Genomic DNA, 21,836 nt, shown 5'->3' with positions numbered 1-21,836 from the left:
ATGCCGCTCAACTTGAAGGTTTACCAGGCGTTTGATCGCGAACTCATCGCGGAAGTCCCAGCCGACGATGCCGCGGCTCTCGATCACAAGCTTTCTGTCGCCGCGAAAGCCTTCGCCGACCGCGATGCCTGGCTGCCAGCGCATCAGAGGATGGCGATCCTGAGAAAGGCGTCGGAGCTTTTGGAGGAGAACCGTGACCGCTTTGCAATGATGATCGCTCGCGAGGGCGGCAAGCCGCTTACGGATGCGGTCATTGAGGTTACACGCGCGATCGACGGCCTCGTCAACGCGGCCGACGAACTCCGTAACTTCGGCGGCAAGGAAATCCCGATGGGACTTACTGCTGCCAGCACGAATCGATGGGCCTTCACCACCAAGGAGCCGATGGGCGTGGTGGCGGCGATTTCGGCGTTCAACCATCCGCTCAATCTCGTCATCCACCAGATCGCGCCAGCAATCGCCGTCGGTTGCCCGGTGATCATAAAGCCGGCGGCGACGACGCCGGTTTCCTGCGTGGAGATTGCCAAGTTGCTCTGGCAAGCCGGCCTCGATGAGCGGTGGTGTCAGACATTCGTTACGGAGGACAATGCGCTTGCCGAAGCGTTCGCAACCGATCACCGCGTCGCGTTTTTAAGCTTCATCGGCTCTGCGAAAGTTGGGTGGTACCTCAAGAGCAAGCTTTCGCCAGGCACCAGATGCGCGCTCGAGCACGGCGGGGCGGCGCCCGTCATCGTTGACCGCAGCGCAAACCTCGACGTGATCGTCGGTGCCATTGTCAAAGGCGGCTATTATCATGCCGGGCAGGTCTGCGTGTCCGCGCAGCGTCTCTTCGTGCATGAGGACATTCTGACCGCGTTCACGGACACTCTCGCCGCCAAGGTCGGCACCCTTCGTGTCGGTGATCCGACACTGAAAGAGACAGAGGTCGGACCGCTCATCCTGCCACGCGAGACCGAACGTGTCGCGAGCTGGATCAAGGAAGCGGTTGACGCCGGCGCCAGGCAGCTCGGAGGAGGGCGGATGTCAGAGACCACCCTCCTGCCTTCGGTCCTTCTTGATCCTCCCGAAGACGCCAGGGTATCTCGTCTCGAGGTTTTCGGGCCACTGACCTGCGTATATCGTTACAGCGAACTTGACGAGGCAATCCGCATTGCCAACGCGTTGCCATATGCGTTCCAGGCGAGCATCTTTTCCTCCGACATGGCAGTTGCCCTGAGGGCGGCGAAGCGTCTGGATGCGTCGGCTGTGCTCGTGAACGACCACACCGCTTTCCGGACCGACTGGATGCCGTTTGCAGGGCGCCGGCAGTCGGGATACGGGGTCGGCGGCATTCCCTGGACGATGGAAGAGATGGCCGACGACAAAATGATCGTGTTCAACCACGTTTCTTAAGCAATCGCGTCGTCGCAGCATCCATGCCTCAGGGATTCAGTTGGAGAACGTGCAACGCCGAATCGTCTCAGGAGACCTGGGCCCGTAGGGCCGGCCCGGGTCGCTCTGATCTGCAAGTGGGTAGCGATCGACCGCGCCGCTTAGCGTCCGACAAGCGATGCGCCGGCGATCCTTGAGGCGGCAGAACATGCGCTCGACGACGCTACGCTTTTTGTAGACGGCCTTGGGATTCGAAGACGGTTAAAGATCGATCCTAAGCGGTCACCCGTCAATTTCCACTTCCGCTTCGCAGTTTACGGGCGCGTTCAAAGGGATGGCCATGCCGATGGACGAGCGGGCGTGAGCGCCAGCGTTAGGCCCGTACAGCTCCAGTATCAAGTCAGAATAACCGTTTGTGACAAGCGGCGTCTCATTGAATCCCGGAGCAACATTCACCATGGCGAAGACGCGCAGCCAGGCCGTAACCCGATCGAGGTTCCCGACAGCCCGCTTGAGGCTCGCGAGATGGGCCAGGGCAACGAGCCGCGCTGACGCGTAACCCTGCTCCGGCGAAACCTCGGTCCCGACCTTGCCGAGGGGCCTTGCCAATGTCCCATCCCGGTTACACGCGACGTGACCCGAGATGTAGGCGCGCGTGCCGCGCACCCGGACCCAGGCGAAAGGCATATGCAGCCCTTCGCGCACTTTCAGAGGCTCGGGCAGTTCCAGACCCATAGCGGCCAGACGTTGTTCAATGATGGCCATAGCGCACCTCCCGGCCTGATTAGGGTACGATGTCGTCGAGTTCCGGCATCAGCACGACGCTCTCGTTCGCTGCGGGGTCGTTGCGGGCACCGAGGAACTCGGCGGTTTCCGTGCTGCGATTGACGGCCACGTGCGGAACGCCGGCCGGAATGAATAGGTAGTCGCCGGGGAAGACCTTTTCGCACCGTTCGAGCCCGGCCCCCGACCAAATCTCGATCTCTTTGCCTGCGGTCATAAGCAGGGCCGTCTCGTGTCCCTGATGGCGATGGGCGCTGGTTCGTCTCCCTGCGGGGAGCGATATCATCCCGAGCCACAGGATGCTGGATCCGACGCTCTCCGCCGAGACTCCCGAGCGATAGACAGATCCCTGCTCGGCGACATAGCTGTCACTCCCGCCTACGATTTTCGCGGTTAATACATGAGCATTTTTCGGTTGCATTGCTTCGTTCTTCATCGCTCTCAGGACCTCAACTGCTGCATGGAGCTGAGTTTGCTCGCGGAGCCGGCGCAAGTCCTGAAACGAGGGCCGAAAAATTCCAAAAAATTCCGAAATCGGGCGTATCATCCCCAATCATGAGCACCCAGCGCCTTGCATTCGGCCCCTTCGAGTTCATTGCCGAGAACGGATGCCTTCTCCGTGACAATCGGCCTGTCGCCATCGGCGCCCGTGGCGCTTCGCTGCTTGCCGTTCTACTCGCTGCAGATGGGCGTGTCGTCACCAAGTCGGCGCTGATGGATGTCGTTTGGCCGGGCCTCGCCGTCGAGGAGAGTAATCTTTCCGTTCAGATTGCTGCCCTCCGCAAGCTGCTCGGCCCGGCATCAGACGGCGGCGACTGGATCGTCACGGTCCCGCGGGTCGGATACAGATTTTCCAGTCCGGTGGAGCGCCGGACCGACGGACCCGATAGCCCAAGGCATTCGGAGGCGAGATCCAGCCCCGGGATTGCAGTACTGCCTTTCGAGAATCTCGGCGGCGATGCCGAGAGACAATATCTGGCCGACGGTATCGCCGACGACCTGATCATGGCGCTTGCTCGGTTCCGATGGTTCCGCGTCGCGTCGCGTGGGGCGAGTTTCGCATTGAGGAACGGCCCGAGGGATCCGAAGTCTATCGCGCACCACCTTGGCGTCGATTTTCTGGTGGATGGAGCCATCCGGCATACCGGCGATCGGATGCGGATATCGGTGCACCTCGCCGACGCAATCAAGGGCGCCACCGTCTGGTCCGAACATTACGATCTTCAAGTGGTCGAGGTATTTGCGGTGCAGGACGCCATCGCCGAGCGGATCGCAGCTGCGGTCGAGCCCGAACTGCTCTTGCGCCATGGACTTCAGGTTGCTCCGCACACCGGCAACGTGACCGCCTGGGACCTTGTACGGCAAGGTACATTCAATTTTCACAAGGTAACGCAGCCAACCCACCTTCTCGCACGGCGATTCTTCCGAGAGGCCGCGGAGCTCGATCCCATGCTGCCAGAGGCGCAGATCTGGCGGGCGCGGGTCAACGCAGGCCTCATCGCCTATGGCTGGACGGAAAATCCCGCCTCGGACGGGAAGGAAGGACTCGATGCGGCCCTGCGGGCGATATATCTCGACGCCCGGAATCCGTATGCCCACTATGCGCTGGCGATTGTGTCGGCCTACACAGGCAGGGCTAACCAGGCGATCCTCGCAGCGGAACGGTCCATCGAACTCGGTCCGAGCTTCGCCTTGGGGTATCTCGTGCTCGGCATGGCCCGTCTTTTCGTGGGCGATGCGGCCGGTGCGCGAAAGCCGCTGGCTCGCGGCCTCGAACTCAACCCCCACGATCCTCAGAATGCGGTCTGGTTCAGCCTCTTGATGCTTGCGCTGTTCTTTTCGGGCGACCTCGAGGGCGCGCTCGACACGGGGCGTGCGGCGCTAAAGGCGCGGCCTGACTGGCCGGCGCTGCTCCGCATTCAGGCGTGCTGCCACACGGCCGTGGGAGATAGTCAGGAGGCTCGCCGCTTCGCCGCCGCTGCAGGCGATCTCCCGGAGCCTGCCGGCGATGCGCTTGGTCCGTTCAGAGATGGCAACAAGGAATGGGCGACCTGCCTCGAGGGCCTGCTGCGACAGGCGGGGCATCAAACGACCGGTTCCGATCGTACCACCACCTTTCCAGAAGTCTAGGAACGAGGAACGATTCCTTTACTAACGAATCTTGTTAATAAAGACTTCGTTCTTGGTGGAGTCGGCAGGGGAATGCGACCCGCCTGGCCACCGCTCATAACTGACGGCAAGCTTGAGCGTCGCCTTCGGGAAGCCGACCAGGCGCCCGTTCGGCTCGATTTGGCAGGCGAGATGGTGCCATCGTTCGATTGGTTCATCGACGCCTTCGTGCGCAAGGAGGCGGTGATCTCGTCGCAGGTCGAGGGCACACCAAGGCATCGCTCGTTGACCTTCTCACCTTCGACGCCGAAGAGCATTCTGCACCCAATGCCGACATCGAAGAGGTCACGAGGGCCTCACGTTGGTCAGCTGCGTTTCACGCAGTCCGGGCCGCGGCAGTACTCGACCTGTCAAGCGAATCGAGGAATTGGCCCCCTGGAGGTGCGGACGAATTCTTGGACTGTTTATGCTGCAATTCCCAAGAATTCGTCCGCACCTCCCCTTCATTGATTTTGGTCGGCTCCTTTGTTTCAAGCGCAGCTCCGGTCTTCTGCAGAAGGCCGGAGCGGCCAGTTTAATGAGGAGTGACTATCGCAGATGCCAGTTGTCGGAGGCTAAGGGTGCCGATGGCCGCTCCGGTCGAATCCGTCACGGCCACGTCCTCGTCCGCGCGTCGATCGGTCAATATCCTTATTGCATCTTCGATTGTCGTTCCCGATGCTATGTTCGTGCCATTCAGGCGATGCTCAGGCCCGGCCGGCGTCATAACCGCATCTACGTGGATCACTCGTCCCCGATTGACCTCCTTCACGAAATTGGCGATGTATTCGTCGGCCGGTCTAAGGACGATGTCCTGGCTGGTGCCTTGCTGAATGACCTCGCCATCCCTGAGAATGGCTATCTGGTCACCCAGGCGGAGAGCCTCATCGAGATCGTGAGTGATGAATACGACCGTCTTTTTGATCTCTTTTTGCAGGTCCAACAGGACGGTCTGCATGTCCGTCCTGATCAGCGGATCAAGGGCCGAGTACGCTTCGTCCATGAGCAAGACGGGCGCGTCGTTGGCCAGCGCGCGGGCAAGGCCGACGCGTTGCTGCATTCCTCCTGAAAGCTGATTGGGATATTTCTGTTCGAATCCCTTCAGCCCGACGCGCTCGATCCATTGCATGGCTGTTTCGACGCCTTTGGAGCGCGGGACGCCTTGGACTTCCAATCCGTAGATCGTGTTTTCAAGAACAGTGCGATGCGGAAGCAGCGCAAATTTCTGAAACACCATTGCCGTCTGGTGGCGACGAAACTCCTGCAATTCCGCGGGGTTCATCTTGACAACGTCGACACCGTTCACTCGAACCTCGCCGGCGGTCGGATCGATCAAACGGTTGATATGCCGGATCAGCGTGGACTTCCCGGAGCCCGACAGCCCCATAATCACTTGAATGGAACCAGCCGGCATCTCGATGTTGATATCTTTCAGACCGAGCACGTGTCCGTGCCTTTCGTTCAGTTCGGCTTTTCCGAGACCGTTCCGGACGGCGTCGACATAGGTAGCGCCGTTGGGCCCGAAGATCTTGTAGAGGCGGCGGATTTTGATGCCGCCGAAATGGTGATCAACCATGGACGATCTCCCGGTGCCTTTGGAGTCTCTTGCCATAGGCTTGGCTGACTCTGTCGAAGATTATGGCGATGCCGACGATGGCAAGGCCATTGAAAATTCCCAATGTGAAGTACTGGTTCGCGATCGCCTTGAGAACAGGCTGGCCAAGCCCCTGCACGCCAATCATCGATGCGACCACGACCATGGCGAGTGCCATCATGATGGTCTGGTTGATGCCGGCCATGATGGTCGGAAGCGCCAGCGGCAGTTGGACTTTGAACAGCTTCTGTCGGCCTGATGATCCGAACGCATCGGCGGCCTCAAGGACGTCCTTGTCGACGAGGCGAATACCCAGATCGGTCAGTCTGATCATCGGCGGAATGGCGTAAATGACGACTGCAATCAGCCCGGGCACTTTGCCAATCCCCAGGAGCATGACCACCGGGATGAGATAGACGAAGCTCGGCATGGTCTGCATAACGTCAAGGATCGGATTGACGATCCTCTGAACCCGGTCAGACTGGGACATTAAAATGCCGACCGGAATACCGATGGCGATAGAGAGTAGGGTGCACACAAAGATCATCGAGACGGTGCGCATGGTGTCGTCCCACATGTCGAAATAGCCAATGGCCAGCAGCGTAAAAAGACAGCCTGATGCGACCTTGAAGCTGCGGCTTGCCGCCCAGGCGATCGCGAGGACAAGCACGGTGATGATCGGCCACGGCGTCTGCGTCATAAACCGGTCGGCGGCGATGAGAAAATGCTGCAGCGGGGAGAAGAAACCTTCGATCGCATCGCCATAAGCGCGGGTGAATGTGCGAAACCCGTCGTCGATCGCCTTCTTGAGATTGCGAAGAGCGTCATCATCCATATGCGGGAATTTGTAAAACCATTCCATGCGGTTCCCCTTATTCTTAAAAAGAGCCGGCCAAATTCTTCTTATTTTCGGCGTTTAAGTGCGGTGCGCATGGATACGCACCGCACACAGAACTTAAAGAGAAGCTTCGATTTTCTCTGCTGCTTCAGGCGAGACCCACTTGGTCCAGATGTCCTTGTTTTCTTTTAGGAAGTGTTTCGCACCATCTTCGCCGGATGCTTGATTTTCAGTCATCCAGGCCATCAGCTTGCCGACCGTGTCATTGCTCCAGGAGCGCTTCTCGAGATAGCTCATGACCTCGGGGCCGACCTTTTCGGAGAACGGCTTCGCCACCAAGGTCACGACCTTGTCGACCGGCCAGGCGTTCGGCTTCGGATCAGGGCAATCCGCCACAGTGTTGCAACGCTTCCACTCGGCAGAATCATGGGGCACACCGGGATCCAGCTTTACCATCGCATACTTGCCAAGAAGCGCAGTCGGAGCCCAGTAATATGTCGCAAAGCCTTGCTGACGCTCATAGGCCTTTGCAATCGCCCCATCGAGGCCGGCGGCCGAACCAGTATCCACAAGCGTGAAGCCCGCTTTTTCGCCGGCGAAAGCCTTGTAGAGCTGCGAGGTGACGACCGTTCCTCCCCAACCCTGGGGACCGTTGAAAATCGCGCCCTTCTTCGAATCCTCCGCATCGGGGACAAGTTCGGGGTGTTTCAGCATGTCGGGGATTGTCTTGAGGTCGGGATGAGCGTCCGCAAGATATTTGGGAATCCACCAGCCTTGAACGCCGCCATCGGGAAGAGGGGAGCCGACCTGAATGATCTGGCCTGCTTCGGTTCCTTTTTTCACGACATCCGGCAAAAGGTCGATCCAAGCTTCCGGCGCGATATCCGGCTGGCCTTTTTCCGCCATTGAGGTGATGGTCGGAACGGTGTCGCCAACGGTGATGTCCGCGCTACATCCATAGCCTTCGTTCAGGATTATTTTGTCGAGGTTCGAGAGAACTTCTGCACTTTGCCAGTTCATGCTCGCAATCGTCACGCTTCCACACTCTGCGGCGTTCGCAAGTGATGCTCCACCCAGGAGGCCGAACATCAGGCATGTTGATGCAAGGAGTCTGTTCATTATCGTTCCCTTTATTTAAGCGGCGCTTTTGCGAAGCGGGGCGCTGCGTTAGCCCGCTCAAGCGGTTGTCAGGAGGCATCTCCCATACTCACCGATTTTCTGAATGCTGCCGAAAGTCCTTCCGAAACGGTGGCTTCCAGGCCAAAAGCGCGCATCGCCTCGATTGCCGCTGCGGTCGTTCCCCGATAATCGAGAAACGAATTGACGATGTTGTTTGGACAGTCATCCCGATGCTCCAGCAAAGCCCCAGCCCCTATCAGCACCGTGTTCACGGCGCGCCGTGCGATGTCTGTGGAAAGGCCGTGATGGACGGCATCTTTCATCATCGCGGCGCCGAATAGCGCCGGAAACGCGGGCCCTGACCCGGACAAACCGGTCAAATAGTCGATATCGCTTTCGCCATTCACTTCGTCCTCGACGCCACAAGCACGAAAGATACGACGTGCGACATTTCGATCGGCCTCGTCCATGCCACCTGATGCAATCCACGGCGTATAGGATCTGCCAACCTCAACTGCGGCGTTGGGTAGGGCACGGACAACGCGGCTCGTTTGATGATGTGCCGCAAGCTGGTGCAGGCGGATGCCCGCCATAACAGAGATGACGAGCTTGCCCTGGGCCTCGACCGACAGAGACGGCCAATCGGCCGGACGGACAGAAACGATGATCACGTCCGATCGCTCTGCAAGCTCCTGGTTGTCTTGCGTGCAGTAAACGTTCGGAAAACCCGCAGGCCTCTTGTGCCGATAGGAGAGCGCAAGTGCTTCGTGCCGAACAACTCCCTTGTTGAGAATCGCGTTGGCAAGGGCTTTCCCGAGCCACCCTCCGCCACCGATCACTCCGATCCTCATCGAGTCCTGCATCCGCTTCTTCTCATTTCGGTTTATGGCCATGCCTGGCAAAGAAGCGATCAAGCTCTCTTTGCTGGGGAATCTGGCCGGTGTAGATCGCGATATATTCGGGAATACGCTTCATTCGCACCGCGATCTCTTCGCGGGACTGCATCGAGATGTAGCCGATCTGAACGAGATAGGTCGTCCGGGCTCGGACGTCGGCTGTTGTTTCCTCGTATCCAAAGCGCAGGAACATTCGCTTGAGCGCCTCAAGCCGAATTTGATCTGCCTTTTGAACCTCGAAAAGAATCTCTTCTGATTGCAGCGCCCAACTGCGTACGGCAAATTCGAACTTGGAGTCGAACAAGTTCTGATCGAGCCAGCAGTCAAAAACGTTGAGCATGGCCTCGGCAAGTGATTCCGCGTAGGCTTCGCTCTGCTTTATTATGTTTCCGGTGTTTTTCTCCCGCCAGCGCGCAATCAGGCCGGCAAGCAATTCGTCGCGGTCCTTGAAGAACCAGTAGAAGCTCGTCCGCGAAAGGTTGAGTTTCTTGGCCAAGGGAAGAATTTTCACTGAATCGACGCCGGATTCCAGGAGAGACTCGTAGGCTGCTTCCAGCCAGCCCTCCTGCGATCCACGCCAGCCGGTATCGTTCAAAGCCTGTTCCATGATTGACCTCCTAACAAAAAATGAAACTCGATACAAGAAAAATGTACATCTATGTCAATGGAAATGACTTAAGTGTTTTGTTAGTTGACATGTATGTACATTTCCGCTTAGCGTTTACCACAACTGTCCTAGTCCGGAGCCCGACAGATGTCGAACGATCCTCTCCTTCAGCCTTATCAACTCAAGCACCTGAAGCTTCGCAACCGCATCATCGTGACGTCGCACGAACCGGCATATCCGGAAGACGGTATGCCCAAGGAGCGCTATCTCGCCTACACCGTGGAAAGGGCAAAGGGTGGTGTCGCCATGACGATGACGGCCGGTTCCGCGGCTGTTTCAAAAGACAGCCCGCCCGTCTTCAACAACCTGCTCGCCTACAAGGACGAGATCGTACCGTGGCTGAAGGCAATGACCGATGCGGTGCATGAGGAAGGGGCGGCGATCATGATCCAGCTCACTCACCTCGGCCGGCGCACGCGCTGGGACAAGGGCGACTGGCTTCCCATTGTCGCACCGTCGCATCATCGCGAGGCCTCGCACCGGGCTTTCCCCAAGAAGATCGAAGATTGGGACATCGAGCGCATCATAAAGGACTTTGCCGACGCTGCAGAACGCATGAAGGCCGGCGGTATGGATGGCGTTGAGCTCGAGGCCTACGGGCACCTTCTTGACCAGTTCGCATCTCCGCTGACGAACGAACTCGAAGGTCCTTACGGTGGTTCGCTCGACAATCGCATGCGCTTCTGTCTGGATGTTCTAAGGGCGATCCGGAAACGGGTTGGAGAGGACTTCATTCTGGGAATACGCTACACCGCTGATGAATGTCTTCCAGGCGGCACCGGCAAGGCTGACGGCCTCGAAATTTCGAAGCGTCTCAAGGAAAGCGGCCTGATTGACTACTTGAACGTGATCCGCGGTCATATCGACACCGATGCCGGCCTCACAGACGTCATCCCGATCCAGGGTATGGCGAACTCCCCGCACCTCGATTTCGCGGGCGAAATTCGCGCCGCGACGGATTTCCCGACCTTCCACGCGGCCAAAATCCCGGATGTTGCAACTGCCCGCCATGCGATCGCGTCGGGCAAGGTCGATATGGTCGGTATGACCCGCGCTCATATGACGGACCCGCACATCGTTCGCAAAATTATGGAGAAGCGCGAAGAGGACATCCGTCCCTGCGTCGGCGCCAACTACTGTCTCGACCGCATTTACCAAGGCGGGGCGGCCTATTGCATCCACAATGCAGCAACCGGCCGCGAGCTGACTATGCCGCACGTGGTCAAAAAGGCGGACCTTCGGAAGAAAGTTGTCGTCGTCGGCGCAGGCCCAGGTGGGCTCGAAGCTGCACGGGTTGCAGCCGAGCGTGGCCACGAGGTCGTCGTATTCGAGGCGGCCAACGATCCCGGCGGCCAAATCCGCCTAACGGCCCAAAGCGAGCGCCGCAGGGAAATGATCAGCATCATCGACTGGCGGATGAACCAGTGCGAGAAGTACGGTGTGGTCTTCCATTTCAACACCTGGGCGGAAGCAGACACAGTGGAGGCGGAGAGGCCCGACGTGGTAATCATCGCCACGGGTGGCATGCCGCATACGGAAGTCCTCTCGGCAGGCAACGAACTGGTCGTCTCGGCCTGGGACATCATCTCAGGTGACGTGAAACCAGGAGCCAACGTTCTCATCTTCGATGACGCGGGCGATCACGCAGGGCTGCAGGCTGCCGAGTTCATTGCCGAGGCAGGCGCCAAGGTGGAAATCATGACACCCGACCGTTCCTTCGCGCCGGAAGTCATGGCGATGAACCTCGTGCCCTACATGCGTTCGCTGCAGAAACTCGACGTCACCTTCACCGTAACCTTCAGGCTCGAAGCGGTCGAAAAGAACGGCAATCAGCTCATAGCCCGTGTCGGCAGCGATTACGGCGGTGTTGCGAAGAGGCGCACGGTCGACCAGGTTGTGATCAACCATGGAACGATACCGCTCGATGAACTCTATTTCGAGATGAAACCCTCTTCCACCAATCTCGGTGAAATCTCGCAGCAGCAATTGGTCGCCGGTGAACCCCAGACTGTGGTCCGAAATCCTGAAGGGAAATTCCAGCTTTTCCGGATCGGGGATGCCGTGGCCGCTCGCAATACCCATGCCGCCATCTACGATGGGTTGCGGATCGCCAAGGATATTTGATCAAAATGGCGGTTCAGGCTCCAGAAGTTGACGGCAGAGACAGCGGATCGGCGGACGAAAAACGCCGCGGGAAGATCAGAGCTGCATGGGCATCATCCTGGACATAGCTCAGGTTCTTACCTGGGATTCCCGCAGGAGTGGCGAGTGTGTGGGGCAACTATCATGGCGGCCCCAGTTCGATCGATTCATCACGGAGCTTGAACATGTTGCTCAGTTGAGCCACATCCGTATCAAACTCGAAAAGGAGGCAAGAAATGGCTGCAAACGCATACGTACGCGCCCGCATTGAACCTTCGGTGAAGGATAGCGCCGCCTTGGTACTCGATAGTCTCGGACTGACCACCTCGGATATCATCCGAATCGTTTTGACCAGGATCGCCCGAGATAAAGCTCTTCCCGTCGAATTGACTCGACCGAACGCCAAAACAATCGCTGCGATGGAGGAAGCAAGAGCTATCAAGGCGGGCCACGGCAAGCATTTTTAAACTGCTGATGAGATGTTTGAGTCACTCGAGGGACACAAGATTGTCAAGTGATAAGAAACGAGCGAAGTCCGCTTCCCGCAAGCCGCGGCAATTCTTGGCCGTGGTCATCAAAAAGTATGCTGCCTTGTCCACGAACAATTTTCGGGAAGGGTCTGTCCCAATCAGGACAGATAAGTGATGAACGCAGTAGCTTGCTGTGTGATGTCATTTCATTGACCATTGGCTAGCCCAGTCTACGTCAACGACGAACAGTTCACCGGGCACGAGTGACAGCAAATTCGACGGATTGGCCCCAATGCAGGCTAGACGCTCGAACGCGTCTCTCTTCCTTTTGAAAAGATCGCACACCTCGGGAATGCACGCATTCTGCGATAGCGTGGTGACCAGATGCCTTCGCCGCCTTGAATTCACTCAAGTCAATGATCGCAGATGGCCGCGTGGGGTCGAATCCCACGATGCGCGGCACACTTCCCAGCTCTAACTCCATCTTCTGAGAGAAAGGGTCGATGTACATCAAGCGCCCGGCAACGGTCCCCCTTTCTCCAGATATGTAGCGCGCTCGTGCAGCGTGGTATCTACGCTCCTTTACGCGCAAGGTCTTCTACCGATCGATCACAAGATCGCTTAACGGCTTGGAACAGCAAGGGAGAAACAAGCCTGCGTCGATCTCTCGCTGCCTTATGCCGCCGTTGTGCTTCATATCCACAGATCCGGAGACGAGCCTGGACTTGCAAGTACCGCATACTCCGTTCGCGCATGAGGACGGAATTCTCAATCCTGCCTTCTTGGCACAACTGAGCACCGTCTGTTCGCCGGCAACGTCGATCGTCCGCGCCTGCTTCAGGAACTCCACCTCGAAGGATCTCGCAGTGACGACCTCTCCAATGGAAAGCTGCGTTTCATCGATCACTGCGGCGTCGAAGCTTTCTTCGATGTAGCTCGACGCTGGCACCCCGAGTTCGGCGGAGATCTTCCGTGCTGCGGCCATGAATGGGGCCGGTCCGCAACACATAACGATCCTCTCGGCAATGTCTGGAACCGCAAGTTTCATGAATTCCGGCGAAATCCTGCCGGTCAAGCCAGCCCATGACGGCTCCCCGGCAACCACTTCCGGAAGGAAATGAAGTCTCAATCCTTTCATCCTGCCTGCCAAATTCGAGAGCTCTTCCCTGAAAATAAGATCCTTGGGGGTCCGAGCGGCATGGAGAAAGACGACGTCCGTTGGCTCGCATGTATCAGCCAGGTCTCTGACGATGGACATAACCGGCGTAATGCCGGATCCACCAGAGAGCAGCAGGAATTTTCTTCCAGCACCACGCGGCCGGACGAAATGACCGAGCGGCCCCTGCGCCTTGACCGTTGTGCCGCTCGCTAGCTTGTCGTGCAGCCAGTTCGAGATCTTTCCACCCGCGACGCGCTTAACCGTAACGGTGAAGGTGCTCGTCCGCTGAGGCGAAGAGGAAATGCTGTAGCAGCGGCTTTCAGCGTCGGGGCCGAGTGGGAAATCGAACAAGAAGTACTGACCGCTGTCGAAGGCGAACCACTTGCCTTGCGGGGACGCAAACGTGAAGCTCTTCACGTCGTGCGTCTCCTGATGGACGTCTATGCAGACGACGGTGTCGTCGCGCTCTGGATCCCAGGCGTCATTCCGATTGCTTGATGAGGGGTGCACGATCTTAGTATCCATGAGCCCGCATCCGGTCGATGTACCAGGCCGCAAACCGGTCCAAGTTGGTCTCGGAAAACGGCGAGTAGGGTCCTGGTACATATGCAGGATCGAGGACACCGGCGTGAGATCGGGCGACAAGCTCCGCATCCTGGTCGGTCGTTGCGACCCAAACGTTCGTCAACTTTTCGAGATCGTAGTCGATGCCTTCGACGGCATCCTTGTGAACAAGCCACTTCGTGCGCACGAGGGTCTTGTCAGCGGAGAGCGGAATGACGATCGCAACGACCGCATGGTCGCCCATGAAGTGGTTCCAGCTATTGTGTCCCCACAGATGCGTGTCACCCAAGTCTTTCCGGGTCATGGTGCCGAGAAGCTTTGACGAAGCGGCGGTCGCATCGGGCGTCTGCGATTCACCGGCACCCGAAATGATCAGGCGCTGCGTTCTGAAGTTTGTCTCGCAATCGACGAGTTGTTCGACGGCGGCAGAAGGGTAACCGTCGGCCTCCCAGCTCTTGGTTCGCTCTGCATACAGGGCTTCGTGCTGTTCTGCCTGCTCCCTGTCTTCTGGGCTCAGGCTTTCCGGATCGAATCCGAAATCCAGATCGACGAACGACACACAGAGCTCGGGATGGTTCGCGGAGCAGTGATAGCATTCGCGATTATTTTCCATAGTGAGCTTCCAGTTGCCGTGTTCGACCACGTCAGCCTGAAACGCCACCTTTGTGTTGCGGATATCGTAAGGCGCGAGCCGTTCTGTCATCGCCTCTTCAAGGCGGTCGATGTCGGACGGAGGGTTGTCGGAGAGGCAAGCATAGATGAGACCGCCGATCGATTTGAAATTGACCGGCCTGAGGCTCTTGCAGCTCTTGTCGAAATCGGCGCCCATGTGAGGCGCGTAGGCGAGTTCGCCGTCAAGCTCGTATGTCCACTGATGGTATGGACAGACGAGCTTGGAGATGACGCTTGATCCCGCGTTAAGGATTCGTGAGCCGCGATGACGGCATACGTTATGCACGACGCGAACCTGATTGTCATCGTCGCGAAGAATGATGAGGCCGCTGTTGCCGATATCGACAACGGTAGCGTCTCCTGGTTCGGGAACATCGCATTCCAAACCTATGCAAATCCAGTGTTTGCGAAAGAATACGTCGATGTCGGCCTCGAAAACATCCTCGCGGGTGTAGAGCCCGGCTGGAAGCGAATGGCCGTCCGCCCTCGTGTCGAGAAGCGAGGAAATCGAAGAAGCGAAGGTCTGAAGCATAATTCTACCTCATGGTTGGATGGGAAATAATCCGCTCGATCTTCCTATGGTTCAACGGCACAAATCAGCCTTGCTCACATAACCAGATGTAATGGCACGGCGAAGACGCGACCATGAGAACTTGCCGGTTCACCTGAGACCTAGCGGGCTCGCGAGCGTCAAAATGGTCGATCTGTCAATTGTATTTTTTAACAATACGAATTGTGTACGCAAAGTACACAAGCGTTGACTCCAGTGCCGAGCCATGCGAACGTGGCCTGGTCAGATGAAAAAAGGGGCTGAGATAACCGATGGCGAAGAGCGTCAAGAGCAATCTCTACGAGGACTTGAAGCGTCAGATCCTGACGATGGAACTGGACCCGGACGCCGACCTGGACGAGGCGAGTCTAAGCGAGCGGTACGGTCTGTCCCGAACGCCCGTTCGGGACATATTCCGCCGTCTCGCGGGCGAGGGTTACGTCGACATTCGCGAGAACAGGGGTGCGCGAGTCATCCCGATGAACCACTCCACTCTGCGGAACTTCTTTCTCGTCGCGCCGATGATCTACGCGGCAATCGGCCGTCTCGCAGTGCAGAACTTCAAGCCCGTCCAGCTCTCAGACCTGAAGCAAACTCAAGAGCGATTCCGCGCCGCCAGCGAGAATATGGACGTCCTGGCGATGGTGATCGAGAACAACCGCTTTCACGAGATCTTCGGGGAGATGTCGGCCAACGTCTACCTGCAGCCCAGCCTGGGCCGGCTCCTCATCGATCACGCGCGTATCGGGCACACGTTCTTCCGGCCCAGGAACGACGACATGAAGCGGCGACTCCAGTTGGCTATCGAACATCACGACAGCTTCATCGAGGCGCTTAGCGTTCATGACGAGGACGCGGTGGTCGACCTTGTCTTCGAGCACTGGGAATTGTCTCGCGAGAACATGGAGATGTTTATCGCGCCGCAAGGACTCAAGGCGGACGCCTTCGTCGGCGGTCCGGCTACGCAATCATTGGAGAGGTCGTCGTGAAGTTTGAGGGGATCTATACGCCGGCGGTGACGCCGCTCGACCGGGATGGGCAGATAGACCGCGTGGCGTTTTCCGCCGTCATCGAGCAACTCATCGATGCGGGCGTGCACGGTATCATTGTCGGCGGCTCGACGGGCGAGTATTACGCCCAGAGCAGCCAGGAGCGCTTCGAACTTGCGGCCTATGCCAAGGACGTCATCGGTACCCGGCTGCCGCTCGTCATTGGAACGGGCGCAACGAGAACCGAAGACTCGGTCGAGTACGCGAAGGCGGCAAAGGAAATCGGCGCGGATGCGATCCTCGTGTCCTCGCCACCCTACGCACTGCCGACAGAACGTGAGAACGCAGTCCATGCACTGACTGTCGATCGCGCGGCCAACCTGCCGATCATGCTCTACAACTATCCGGCTCGCATGGGCGTCATGATGGCGGAGGAGTATTTTTCCCGCGTCGGCAAATCCAGGAACGTGGTCGCCATCAAGGAAAGTTCCGGCGACATGGGCAACCTTCATCTTCTCGCCCGCAAGTATCCGCACATCTCGCTCTCCTGCGGCTGGGACGACCAGGCTCTCGAATTTTTCGCATGGGGCGCGAAGAGCTGGGTATGTGCCGGCTCCAACTTCCTTCCGCGCGAGCACGTCGCACTTTACGAAGCCTGCGTCCTGGAAAAAAACTTTGACAAGGGCCGCGCGATTATGACGGCGATGCTGCCGCTTATGGATTTCCTGGAGTGCGGGAAGTTCGTCCAGTCGATCAAGCATGGATGCGAGTTGATCGGCCTGAATGCAGGGCCGGTCCGCGCACCGCTGCGTCCGCTGAATTCCGAAGAAAAGCGAACCCTTCAGACCGTCGTCGCCATGTTGAAGCGCACGGTCGCCCAGATCACGTCGGGAGCAAATCATGCATGAACCCTTGACCGCTCCCGAATACAAGGCGATCGCCGCAGGCCTTCAATTCCCGACGAATGCATTTATCGACGGCGCATTCCGTCCGGCGCATTCCGGCCAAACATTCACGTCTACGAACCCTGCCACGGGCGACGTTCTTGCCGAAATCGCCGCGTGCGATGCCACCGATGTGGACTACGCCGTGACCAAGGCCAAGCAAGCCTTCGACGATGGCCGCTGGCGGTTGCGTTCGCCTGGCGAGCGCAAGGCCGTGCTCCTCGAGCTCGCCAAGTTGCTGGAGCGCAATCGTCATGAGCTCGCCGTTATGGAAAGCCTGGACAGTGGCAAGCCGATCCGCGAATGCCAGACGGTCGACGTTCCCGATACCATTCATACCATTCGCTGGCATGCCGAACTGATCGACAAGCTCTACGACAGCACCGCACCTGTCGGGGCGAACGCACTGACCATGATCGTCCGCGAACCTGTCGGTGTGGTCGGATGTGTGCTTCCCTGGAATTTCCCGCTGCTGATGCTGGCCTGGAAGATCGGTCCGGCTCTTGCAGCCGGCTGCTCGGTGATCGTGAAGCCTGCGCAGGAAACAACGCTCACCACGCTGCGTGTCGCCGAACTTGCCCATGACGCCGGGATCCCTGCGGGCGTCTTTAACGTTGTTACCGGCGGCGGCAAGGAGGTCGGCGAACCGATCGGCATGCACATGGATGTCGACATGGTGGCGTTTACCGGATCGACACCCACCGGCCGTCGCTTCCTGCGCTATGCCGCCGACTCCAACCTCAAGCGCGTCGTGCTCGAATGCGGAGGCAAGAATCCGGCGGTCGTTCTCGACGACGCCGAAGACCTCGACCTTGTCGCCGAGCAGGTGGTCAACGGTGCCTTCTGGAACATGGGCGAGAACTGCTCGGCCACGTCGCGGCTTATCGTCCATGCCAAGGTCAAGGACGAGTTGCTGAAGCGCATCGGAGCCTACATGCGCGAATGGAAGACCGGCGATCCGCTCGATCCCGAAAACCGTATCGGTGCGCTCGTCAGCAAGACCCACTTCGAGAAGGTGAAATCCTTCCTCGACGACGCGAAGAAAGAGAAGCTCTCAGTCGCCCACGGCGGTGACACGCATGGCGGCATCTTCATCGAGCCGACGGTGGTCGATGGGGTGACGCCTTCCAGCCGACTTTTTCAGGAGGAGATTTTCGGACCGATTCTTTCGGTCACAACCGTCAATTCGCTCGGTGAAGCCATCGCTCTTGCCAACGACACGAACTACGGACTCACGGCCTCGGTCTACACCGGGAGTCTGCGCAACGCGATCAAGCTCTCGCGCGAAATCCGCGCGGGCGTCGTCACCGTCAATTGCTTCGGAGAAGGGGACGCGACCACGCCGTTCGGCGGCTACAAGGAGTCCGGGTTCGGCGGCCGCGACAAGTCGGTCTTCGCCCATGACAATTATTGCGAACTCAAGACCATCTGGATCGACGTTTCGGACCGGTCGGTTGACGAGACGATCCGATGACCCGCCATGTGATCAAGCGTCTACCGATCGACACCGGTGTTTCTGGATGGGAGGCGATCAGCGAACGCACCTTTCCCGCAACGGCGCTTGACCACCACATAACGGCTGACTGGCTGATCATCGGCGCGGGATTTGCCGGTCTGTCGGCGGCACGACGTCTCTCGCAATTGCGGCCCCACGACAAGATCGTCGTCCTGGAGGCGCGCGAACTCGCAAAGGGACCGGCCGGGAGGAACTCCGGGTTCATGATCGACGTGCCGCACAATCTGTCGGCAGGCGAATATTCGGTGGCCGACGAGCAGGCGACCAAGGACGAGATCAGGCAGAACCGCTTGGCGATCGCTTTCGCGGCGGGCGTCGCAGCCGAATACGACCTGCCGAAGGAGACGTTCGATCCGTCAGGCAAGGTCAATGCCGCGGCTACGGACCGAGGGCTCGGCCTCAACCACAATTACCGGAAATCGCTTGAGAAGATCGGTGAAGAGCATCGCGTTCTCGACGCCGATCAAATGCGGGAGATGACCGGCTCGCGCTATTATCGCGGAGGGCTCTACACCCCAGGGGCCGTAATGATCCAGCCCGCCGATTACATTCGCGGCCTAGCCTGCGGGCTTCGATCGAAAATCGCCATCTACGAACACTCGCCAGTGCTGGAGCTTTCGCGCGAAGGCAGGTCTTGGAAGGCTCTATCCAACCGCGGATCCGTCTCCGCGCCGAAAGTCATCTTAGGCGTGAACGGCCACGTTGAAAGCTTCGGCCATTTCCGTGGACGGCTGATGCATATCTTCACCTACGCATCGATGACCGCCGCCTTCTCCCAGAACGAATTCGGCGGCGACGTTGCAGGCGCTGATCGATGGGCGCTGCTGCCGGCCGATCCCATGGGAGCGACCGTTCGCAAGATCACTACCAACGGACTTTCCAGGATCGTCATAAGGACGCGGTTTACATACGACCCAGGTCTCAAGGTATCGGAAAGACGCGTGGCCGGCGTTGCCGCTGAGCAGCGTCGGTCGTTCGATGCCCGTTTCCCCGGACTGGAGAGCGTGCCGATGGAATATAGCTGGGCCGGTGCGCTGTGCCTCAGCAGGAACCATGTGCCGGCGTTTGGCGAGGTGGAAGAGGGCCTTTTCTCCGCGTGTTGCGAGAATGGTCTAGGCACCGTCAAGAGCACGCTCGCGGGCATGATGGCCGCCGATCTGGCGGCCGGAGCCGATAGCCGTGAACTCAATCAGTACAAGAAGCAACCGGAACCGAGCAAGCTGCCTCCCGAGCCGATCGCATGGCTGGGCGTCAATTCGGTCATCCGCTTTCAGGAATTGCGTGCAGGTCGCGAGGGATGATCCCTCGGCCCACGCAATATGAAGACTGCGCCGCCCGCAGGCCTTCAATGAGAATGGGAACGAGAACTAGGAGTAAGAACAATGAAGGCTTTGTGGAAGGCGCTCTGCGCCGCTGCGATGATCGGAATGAGCATGCTTCCAGCGCACGCGGAAGAAAAGACGATCAATATGGGCACGCTGTCGTGGGAAGACCTGACGCCCATCACCGGAATAACAAAGAAGGTTCTTGAGGACGCCGGCTACACCGTGAAGGTGACCGAGTTCTCCGAATGGGGCATTGCCTATGCCGCGCTTGCCAAGGGCGACATCCAGGTTCTCGCCTCGCAGACGGATTATGTCGCCCAGGACTACTGGGACAAGAACAAGAACCGTCTCGAAAAGATTTCGCCCGTCTCGCATGGTCTCTACCAGGGCGTTGCCGTTCCGAAATACGTCCCGATCGATTCGCTCGAACAGCTCAACGAAAATGCCGACAAGTTCGGCGGCAAGATCATCGGGATCGAGCCGGGCTCCGGCCTCATGCGCGACACGTCGAACGCGGTCAAGGACTACGATATCAAGCTGCAGCTTGTCGAAGGCAGCACGGCCGCGATGACCGCGGCGCTGAAATCCGCCTACGACCGCAAGGAGTGGATCGCGGTGACGATCTGGGAGCCGTCGTGGATGGTCCAGAAGTACGAGGTGAAGTATCTCAAGGATCCAAAAAGCGTCTTCCCGCCGCCGCAGAGCTATTACTGGATCGGCCAAAAGGGCTTTTCGGAAAAGAACCCGCATGCTCGTGAAGTGATGGCCAGTGTCTATGTTCCACTCGCCGACATCACGACGATCAATGGCGAAGTCAAGGACGGCAAGACCATGGAACAGGCAGTCCAGGACTGGATCGGCGCCCATGCCGACCTCATCAAGCGCTGGGAAAACATCAAGAAGAACTAATCGCGTCGTGGCCGTCCGATCTTGTCGGGCGGCCACGCTGAAGCCAACGAGAAAAGCCAGCGCCAATTGGCTCAAAGGGGATCGCTATGAAAACCGCAAATGTCGATACCAATGAAGTCCTGATTGACTGCCAATCCCTCTGGAAGGTCTTCGGAGACAAGTCCTCTGCCGCGATGAAGTCCATCGCAGAGCGCGGCCTTGGCAAAAAGCGGGTCCTCCAGGAGTTCAACTGCGTTGTCGGCGTATCCGACGCGAGCATCCAGGTCCGCCGGGGTGAAATCTTCTGCATCATGGGACTGTCGGGGAGCGGAAAGTCGACGCTCATCCGTCTCCTCAACAAGCTGATCACGCCTAGTGCGGGAAAGGTCCTGGTGAAGGGACGCGACTTGGCTGCCATGTCTCCTGCTGATCTCAGGCAGATGCGCGCCCGCAATATCGGAATGGTGTTTCAAAGCGTGGCTCTGTTGCCGCACAGGACGGTCCTTGAGAACGCGGCCTTCGGCCTTGAAGTGCAGGGAATTCCAAAGCCCGAGCGGAACGCGACCGCAAGTGCGGCTTTGGAGAAGGTCGGCCTTGCTGACTGGGTGAACCGCTATCCCAATGAACTTTCCGGCGGCATGCAGCAACGCGTCGGCCTTGCCCGCGCGCTCGCCGCTGACCCCGAAATCATCCTGATGGACGAGCCGTTCAGCGCACTCGATCCGCTGATCCGGCGCCAGCTCCAGGATGAGTTCAGGCAACTGACCAAGGCGCTCGGCAAGTCTGCGGTTTTCATCACCCACGATCTCGACGAAGCCATCCGGATCGGCGATCGCATTGCCATCATGAAGGATGGCGTGATCATCCAGACGGGCACGGCCGAGGAGATCATTCTCAATCCCGCCGACGCCTACGTCGCCGAATTCGTTGCCGGCATATCCCGCCTTCATCTGATCAAGGCACATTCTGTCATGCGCAGCGTCAACGAGTTCCAGCGGAGCGAGCCAAACTCAGACATTTCGTCGCTGGTGCGCACGACGCCCGATGCCGACATCGACGAGCTCATCACCTTGACGATGCAGTCGGAACGCGATGCGATCGCCGTCGTAGACAACGATCAGGTTATCGGCGTGGTCACGCCACGGAGCCTGCTGATGGGCGTCAAGGGAACTTCCACACACAATCTCGCAGCCGCGTGATC

The 21,836-nt window shown here is 58.6% G+C and carries 20 protein-coding genes; 11 read left to right on the top strand and 9 right to left on the bottom strand.

The genetic code is table 11. The features are described 5' to 3' along the window. Positions 1-1,392: an aldehyde dehydrogenase family protein gene (locus N2599_RS31555; RefSeq protein ID WP_027509163.1), complete on the top strand. Its 1,392-nt coding sequence runs from the start codon at positions 1-3 to the stop codon at positions 1,390-1,392. 261 nt (positions 1,393-1,653) lie between these two features. Here N2599_RS31555 and N2599_RS31550 read toward each other — a convergent pair whose 3' ends face one another. Both N2599_RS31550 and N2599_RS31545 read right to left on the bottom strand, forming a co-directional pair. Then, positions 1,654-2,136, bottom strand: a complete 483-nt coding sequence (locus N2599_RS31550; RefSeq protein WP_027509164.1) for a RidA family protein — start codon at positions 2,134-2,136, stop codon at positions 1,654-1,656. A 19-nt stretch (positions 2,137-2,155) separates the two neighbouring features. Next, complete coding sequence (locus N2599_RS31545; RefSeq protein ID WP_027509165.1) at positions 2,156-2,590, bottom strand: cupin domain-containing protein; 435 nt, start codon at positions 2,588-2,590, stop codon at positions 2,156-2,158. Between the two features lie 119 nt (positions 2,591-2,709). Between N2599_RS31545 and N2599_RS31540 the strand changes: the two genes are divergently transcribed. Together N2599_RS31540 and N2599_RS31535 are read left to right on the top strand one after the other, a co-directional pair. Beyond that, complete coding sequence (locus N2599_RS31540) at positions 2,710-4,284, top strand: winged helix-turn-helix domain-containing tetratricopeptide repeat protein (RefSeq protein WP_037141404.1); 1,575 nt, start codon at positions 2,710-2,712, stop codon at positions 4,282-4,284. 72 nt (positions 4,285-4,356) lie between these two features. After that, entirely contained in the window at positions 4,357-4,773 is a 417-nt protein-coding gene (locus N2599_RS31535) for a Fic/DOC family N-terminal domain-containing protein (RefSeq protein WP_311319502.1), read from the top strand. 64 nt (positions 4,774-4,837) lie between these two features. On the opposite strand, the gene N2599_RS31530 is transcribed toward N2599_RS31535, so the two are convergent. From N2599_RS31530 to N2599_RS31510, 5 genes are all read right to left on the bottom strand, one after another. Further along, positions 4,838-5,878 (bottom strand): quaternary amine ABC transporter ATP-binding protein, encoded by a 1,041-nt coding sequence (locus N2599_RS31530; RefSeq protein WP_027509167.1) that lies wholly within the window; start codon positions 5,876-5,878, stop codon positions 4,838-4,840. Beyond that, a complete protein-coding gene (locus N2599_RS31525) occupies positions 5,871-6,758 on the bottom strand; it encodes an ABC transporter permease (protein WP_027509168.1) in 888 nt (295 codons plus the stop codon). Before N2599_RS31525 ends, N2599_RS31530 begins: the two co-directional genes overlap by 8 nt. Before the next feature lie 93 nt (positions 6,759-6,851). Next, complete coding sequence (locus tag N2599_RS31520) at positions 6,852-7,853, bottom strand: ABC transporter substrate-binding protein (protein WP_027509169.1); 1,002 nt, start codon at positions 7,851-7,853, stop codon at positions 6,852-6,854. Between the two features lie 68 nt (positions 7,854-7,921). Next, positions 7,922-8,716: a pyrroline-5-carboxylate reductase family protein gene (locus tag N2599_RS31515; RefSeq protein WP_027509170.1), complete on the bottom strand. Its 795-nt coding sequence runs from the start codon at positions 8,714-8,716 to the stop codon at positions 7,922-7,924. Positions 8,717-8,726: 10 nt separating this feature from the next. Continuing rightward, positions 8,727-9,356, bottom strand: a complete 630-nt coding sequence (locus N2599_RS31510) for a TetR/AcrR family transcriptional regulator (RefSeq protein ID WP_027509171.1) — start codon at positions 9,354-9,356, stop codon at positions 8,727-8,729. 147 nt (positions 9,357-9,503) lie between these two features. On the opposite strand from N2599_RS31510, the gene N2599_RS31505 reads away from it, so the two are divergent. Both N2599_RS31505 and N2599_RS31500 read left to right on the top strand, forming a co-directional pair. Continuing rightward, the gene (locus N2599_RS31505) at positions 9,504-11,540 is read left to right on the top strand and encodes an NADH:flavin oxidoreductase (protein WP_027509172.1); all 2,037 of its coding nucleotides are present in this window, start codon (positions 9,504-9,506) and stop codon (positions 11,538-11,540) included. Between the two features lie 254 nt (positions 11,541-11,794). Next, positions 11,795-12,025, top strand: a complete 231-nt coding sequence (locus tag N2599_RS31500) for a type II toxin-antitoxin system RelB/DinJ family antitoxin (protein ID WP_051336494.1) — start codon at positions 11,795-11,797, stop codon at positions 12,023-12,025. Positions 12,026-12,626: 601 nt separating this feature from the next. On the opposite strand, the gene N2599_RS31495 is transcribed toward N2599_RS31500, so the two are convergent. Continuing rightward, entirely contained in the window at positions 12,627-13,712 is a 1,086-nt protein-coding gene (locus N2599_RS31495) for an FAD-binding oxidoreductase (protein WP_027509174.1), read from the bottom strand. Then, positions 13,702-14,955, bottom strand: coding sequence for an aromatic ring-hydroxylating oxygenase subunit alpha (locus N2599_RS31490; RefSeq protein ID WP_027509175.1), 1,254 nt, complete (start codon positions 14,953-14,955; stop codon positions 13,702-13,704). Before N2599_RS31490 ends, N2599_RS31495 begins: the two co-directional genes overlap by 11 nt. A 290-nt stretch (positions 14,956-15,245) precedes the next feature. On the opposite strand from N2599_RS31490, the gene N2599_RS31485 reads away from it, so the two are divergent. From N2599_RS31485 to N2599_RS31460, 6 genes are all read left to right on the top strand, one after another. Further along, positions 15,246-15,962 carry a GntR family transcriptional regulator gene (locus tag N2599_RS31485; RefSeq protein WP_027509176.1) on the top strand — a complete coding sequence of 239 codons (717 nt, stop codon included), beginning with the start codon at positions 15,246-15,248 and terminating at the stop codon, positions 15,960-15,962. After that, complete coding sequence (locus N2599_RS31480) at positions 15,959-16,870, top strand: dihydrodipicolinate synthase family protein (RefSeq protein ID WP_027509177.1); 912 nt, start codon at positions 15,959-15,961, stop codon at positions 16,868-16,870. The genes N2599_RS31485 and N2599_RS31480 overlap by 4 nt, the downstream gene beginning before the upstream one ends. Then, complete coding sequence (locus N2599_RS31475) at positions 16,863-18,380, top strand: aldehyde dehydrogenase (RefSeq protein ID WP_027509178.1); 1,518 nt, start codon at positions 16,863-16,865, stop codon at positions 18,378-18,380. Before N2599_RS31480 ends, N2599_RS31475 begins: the two co-directional genes overlap by 8 nt. After that, on the top strand, positions 18,377-19,723 hold the full coding sequence (locus N2599_RS31470; protein ID WP_027509179.1) for an NAD(P)/FAD-dependent oxidoreductase: 1,347 nt from the start codon (positions 18,377-18,379) through the stop codon (positions 19,721-19,723). The genes N2599_RS31475 and N2599_RS31470 overlap by 4 nt, the downstream gene beginning before the upstream one ends. An 81-nt stretch (positions 19,724-19,804) precedes the next feature. After that, positions 19,805-20,656, top strand: a complete 852-nt coding sequence (locus N2599_RS31465; RefSeq protein ID WP_027509180.1) for a glycine betaine ABC transporter substrate-binding protein — start codon at positions 19,805-19,807, stop codon at positions 20,654-20,656. An 86-nt stretch (positions 20,657-20,742) separates the two neighbouring features. Continuing rightward, positions 20,743-21,834 carry a quaternary amine ABC transporter ATP-binding protein gene (locus N2599_RS31460; RefSeq protein ID WP_037141408.1) on the top strand — a complete coding sequence of 364 codons (1,092 nt, stop codon included), beginning with the start codon at positions 20,743-20,745 and terminating at the stop codon, positions 21,832-21,834. Positions 21,835-21,836: the final 2 nt, after the last annotated feature.

This window comes from Rhizobium sullae (assembly GCF_025200715.1).
GTDB classification, from domain to species: domain Bacteria; phylum Pseudomonadota; class Alphaproteobacteria; order Rhizobiales; family Rhizobiaceae; genus Rhizobium; species Rhizobium sullae.
The sequence above is the reverse complement of the archived record's forward strand: the minus strand, read 5'-3'. Positions and strand labels throughout refer to the sequence as shown.

Coding starts and splice junctions, on each gene's coding strand:
- N2599_RS31555 (WP_027509163.1), top strand. CDS start 1: ATGCCGCTCAACTTGAAGGTTTACCAGGCGTTTGATCGCGAACTCATC.
- N2599_RS31550 (WP_027509164.1), bottom strand. CDS start 2,136: ATGGCCATCATTGAACAACGTCTGGCCGCTATGGGTCTGGAACTGCCC.
- N2599_RS31545 (WP_027509165.1), bottom strand. CDS start 2,590: ATGAAGAACGAAGCAATGCAACCGAAAAATGCTCATGTATTAACCGCG.
- N2599_RS31540 (WP_037141404.1), top strand. CDS start 2,710: ATGAGCACCCAGCGCCTTGCATTCGGCCCCTTCGAGTTCATTGCCGAG.
- N2599_RS31535 (WP_311319502.1), top strand. CDS start 4,357: ATGCGACCCGCCTGGCCACCGCTCATAACTGACGGCAAGCTTGAGCGT.
- N2599_RS31530 (WP_027509167.1), bottom strand. CDS start 5,878: ATGGTTGATCACCATTTCGGCGGCATCAAAATCCGCCGCCTCTACAAG.
- N2599_RS31525 (WP_027509168.1), bottom strand. CDS start 6,758: ATGGAATGGTTTTACAAATTCCCGCATATGGATGATGACGCTCTTCGC.
- N2599_RS31520 (WP_027509169.1), bottom strand. CDS start 7,853: ATGAACAGACTCCTTGCATCAACATGCCTGATGTTCGGCCTCCTGGGT.
- N2599_RS31515 (WP_027509170.1), bottom strand. CDS start 8,716: ATGCAGGACTCGATGAGGATCGGAGTGATCGGTGGCGGAGGGTGGCTC.
- N2599_RS31510 (WP_027509171.1), bottom strand. CDS start 9,356: ATGGAACAGGCTTTGAACGATACCGGCTGGCGTGGATCGCAGGAGGGC.
- N2599_RS31505 (WP_027509172.1), top strand. CDS start 9,504: ATGTCGAACGATCCTCTCCTTCAGCCTTATCAACTCAAGCACCTGAAG.
- N2599_RS31500 (WP_051336494.1), top strand. CDS start 11,795: ATGGCTGCAAACGCATACGTACGCGCCCGCATTGAACCTTCGGTGAAG.
- N2599_RS31495 (WP_027509174.1), bottom strand. CDS start 13,712: ATGGATACTAAGATCGTGCACCCCTCATCAAGCAATCGGAATGACGCC.
- N2599_RS31490 (WP_027509175.1), bottom strand. CDS start 14,955: ATGCTTCAGACCTTCGCTTCTTCGATTTCCTCGCTTCTCGACACGAGG.
- N2599_RS31485 (WP_027509176.1), top strand. CDS start 15,246: ATGGCGAAGAGCGTCAAGAGCAATCTCTACGAGGACTTGAAGCGTCAG.
- N2599_RS31475 (WP_027509178.1), top strand. CDS start 16,863: ATGCATGAACCCTTGACCGCTCCCGAATACAAGGCGATCGCCGCAGGC.
- N2599_RS31470 (WP_027509179.1), top strand. CDS start 18,377: ATGACCCGCCATGTGATCAAGCGTCTACCGATCGACACCGGTGTTTCT.
- N2599_RS31465 (WP_027509180.1), top strand. CDS start 19,805: ATGAAGGCTTTGTGGAAGGCGCTCTGCGCCGCTGCGATGATCGGAATG.
- N2599_RS31460 (WP_037141408.1), top strand. CDS start 20,743: ATGAAAACCGCAAATGTCGATACCAATGAAGTCCTGATTGACTGCCAA.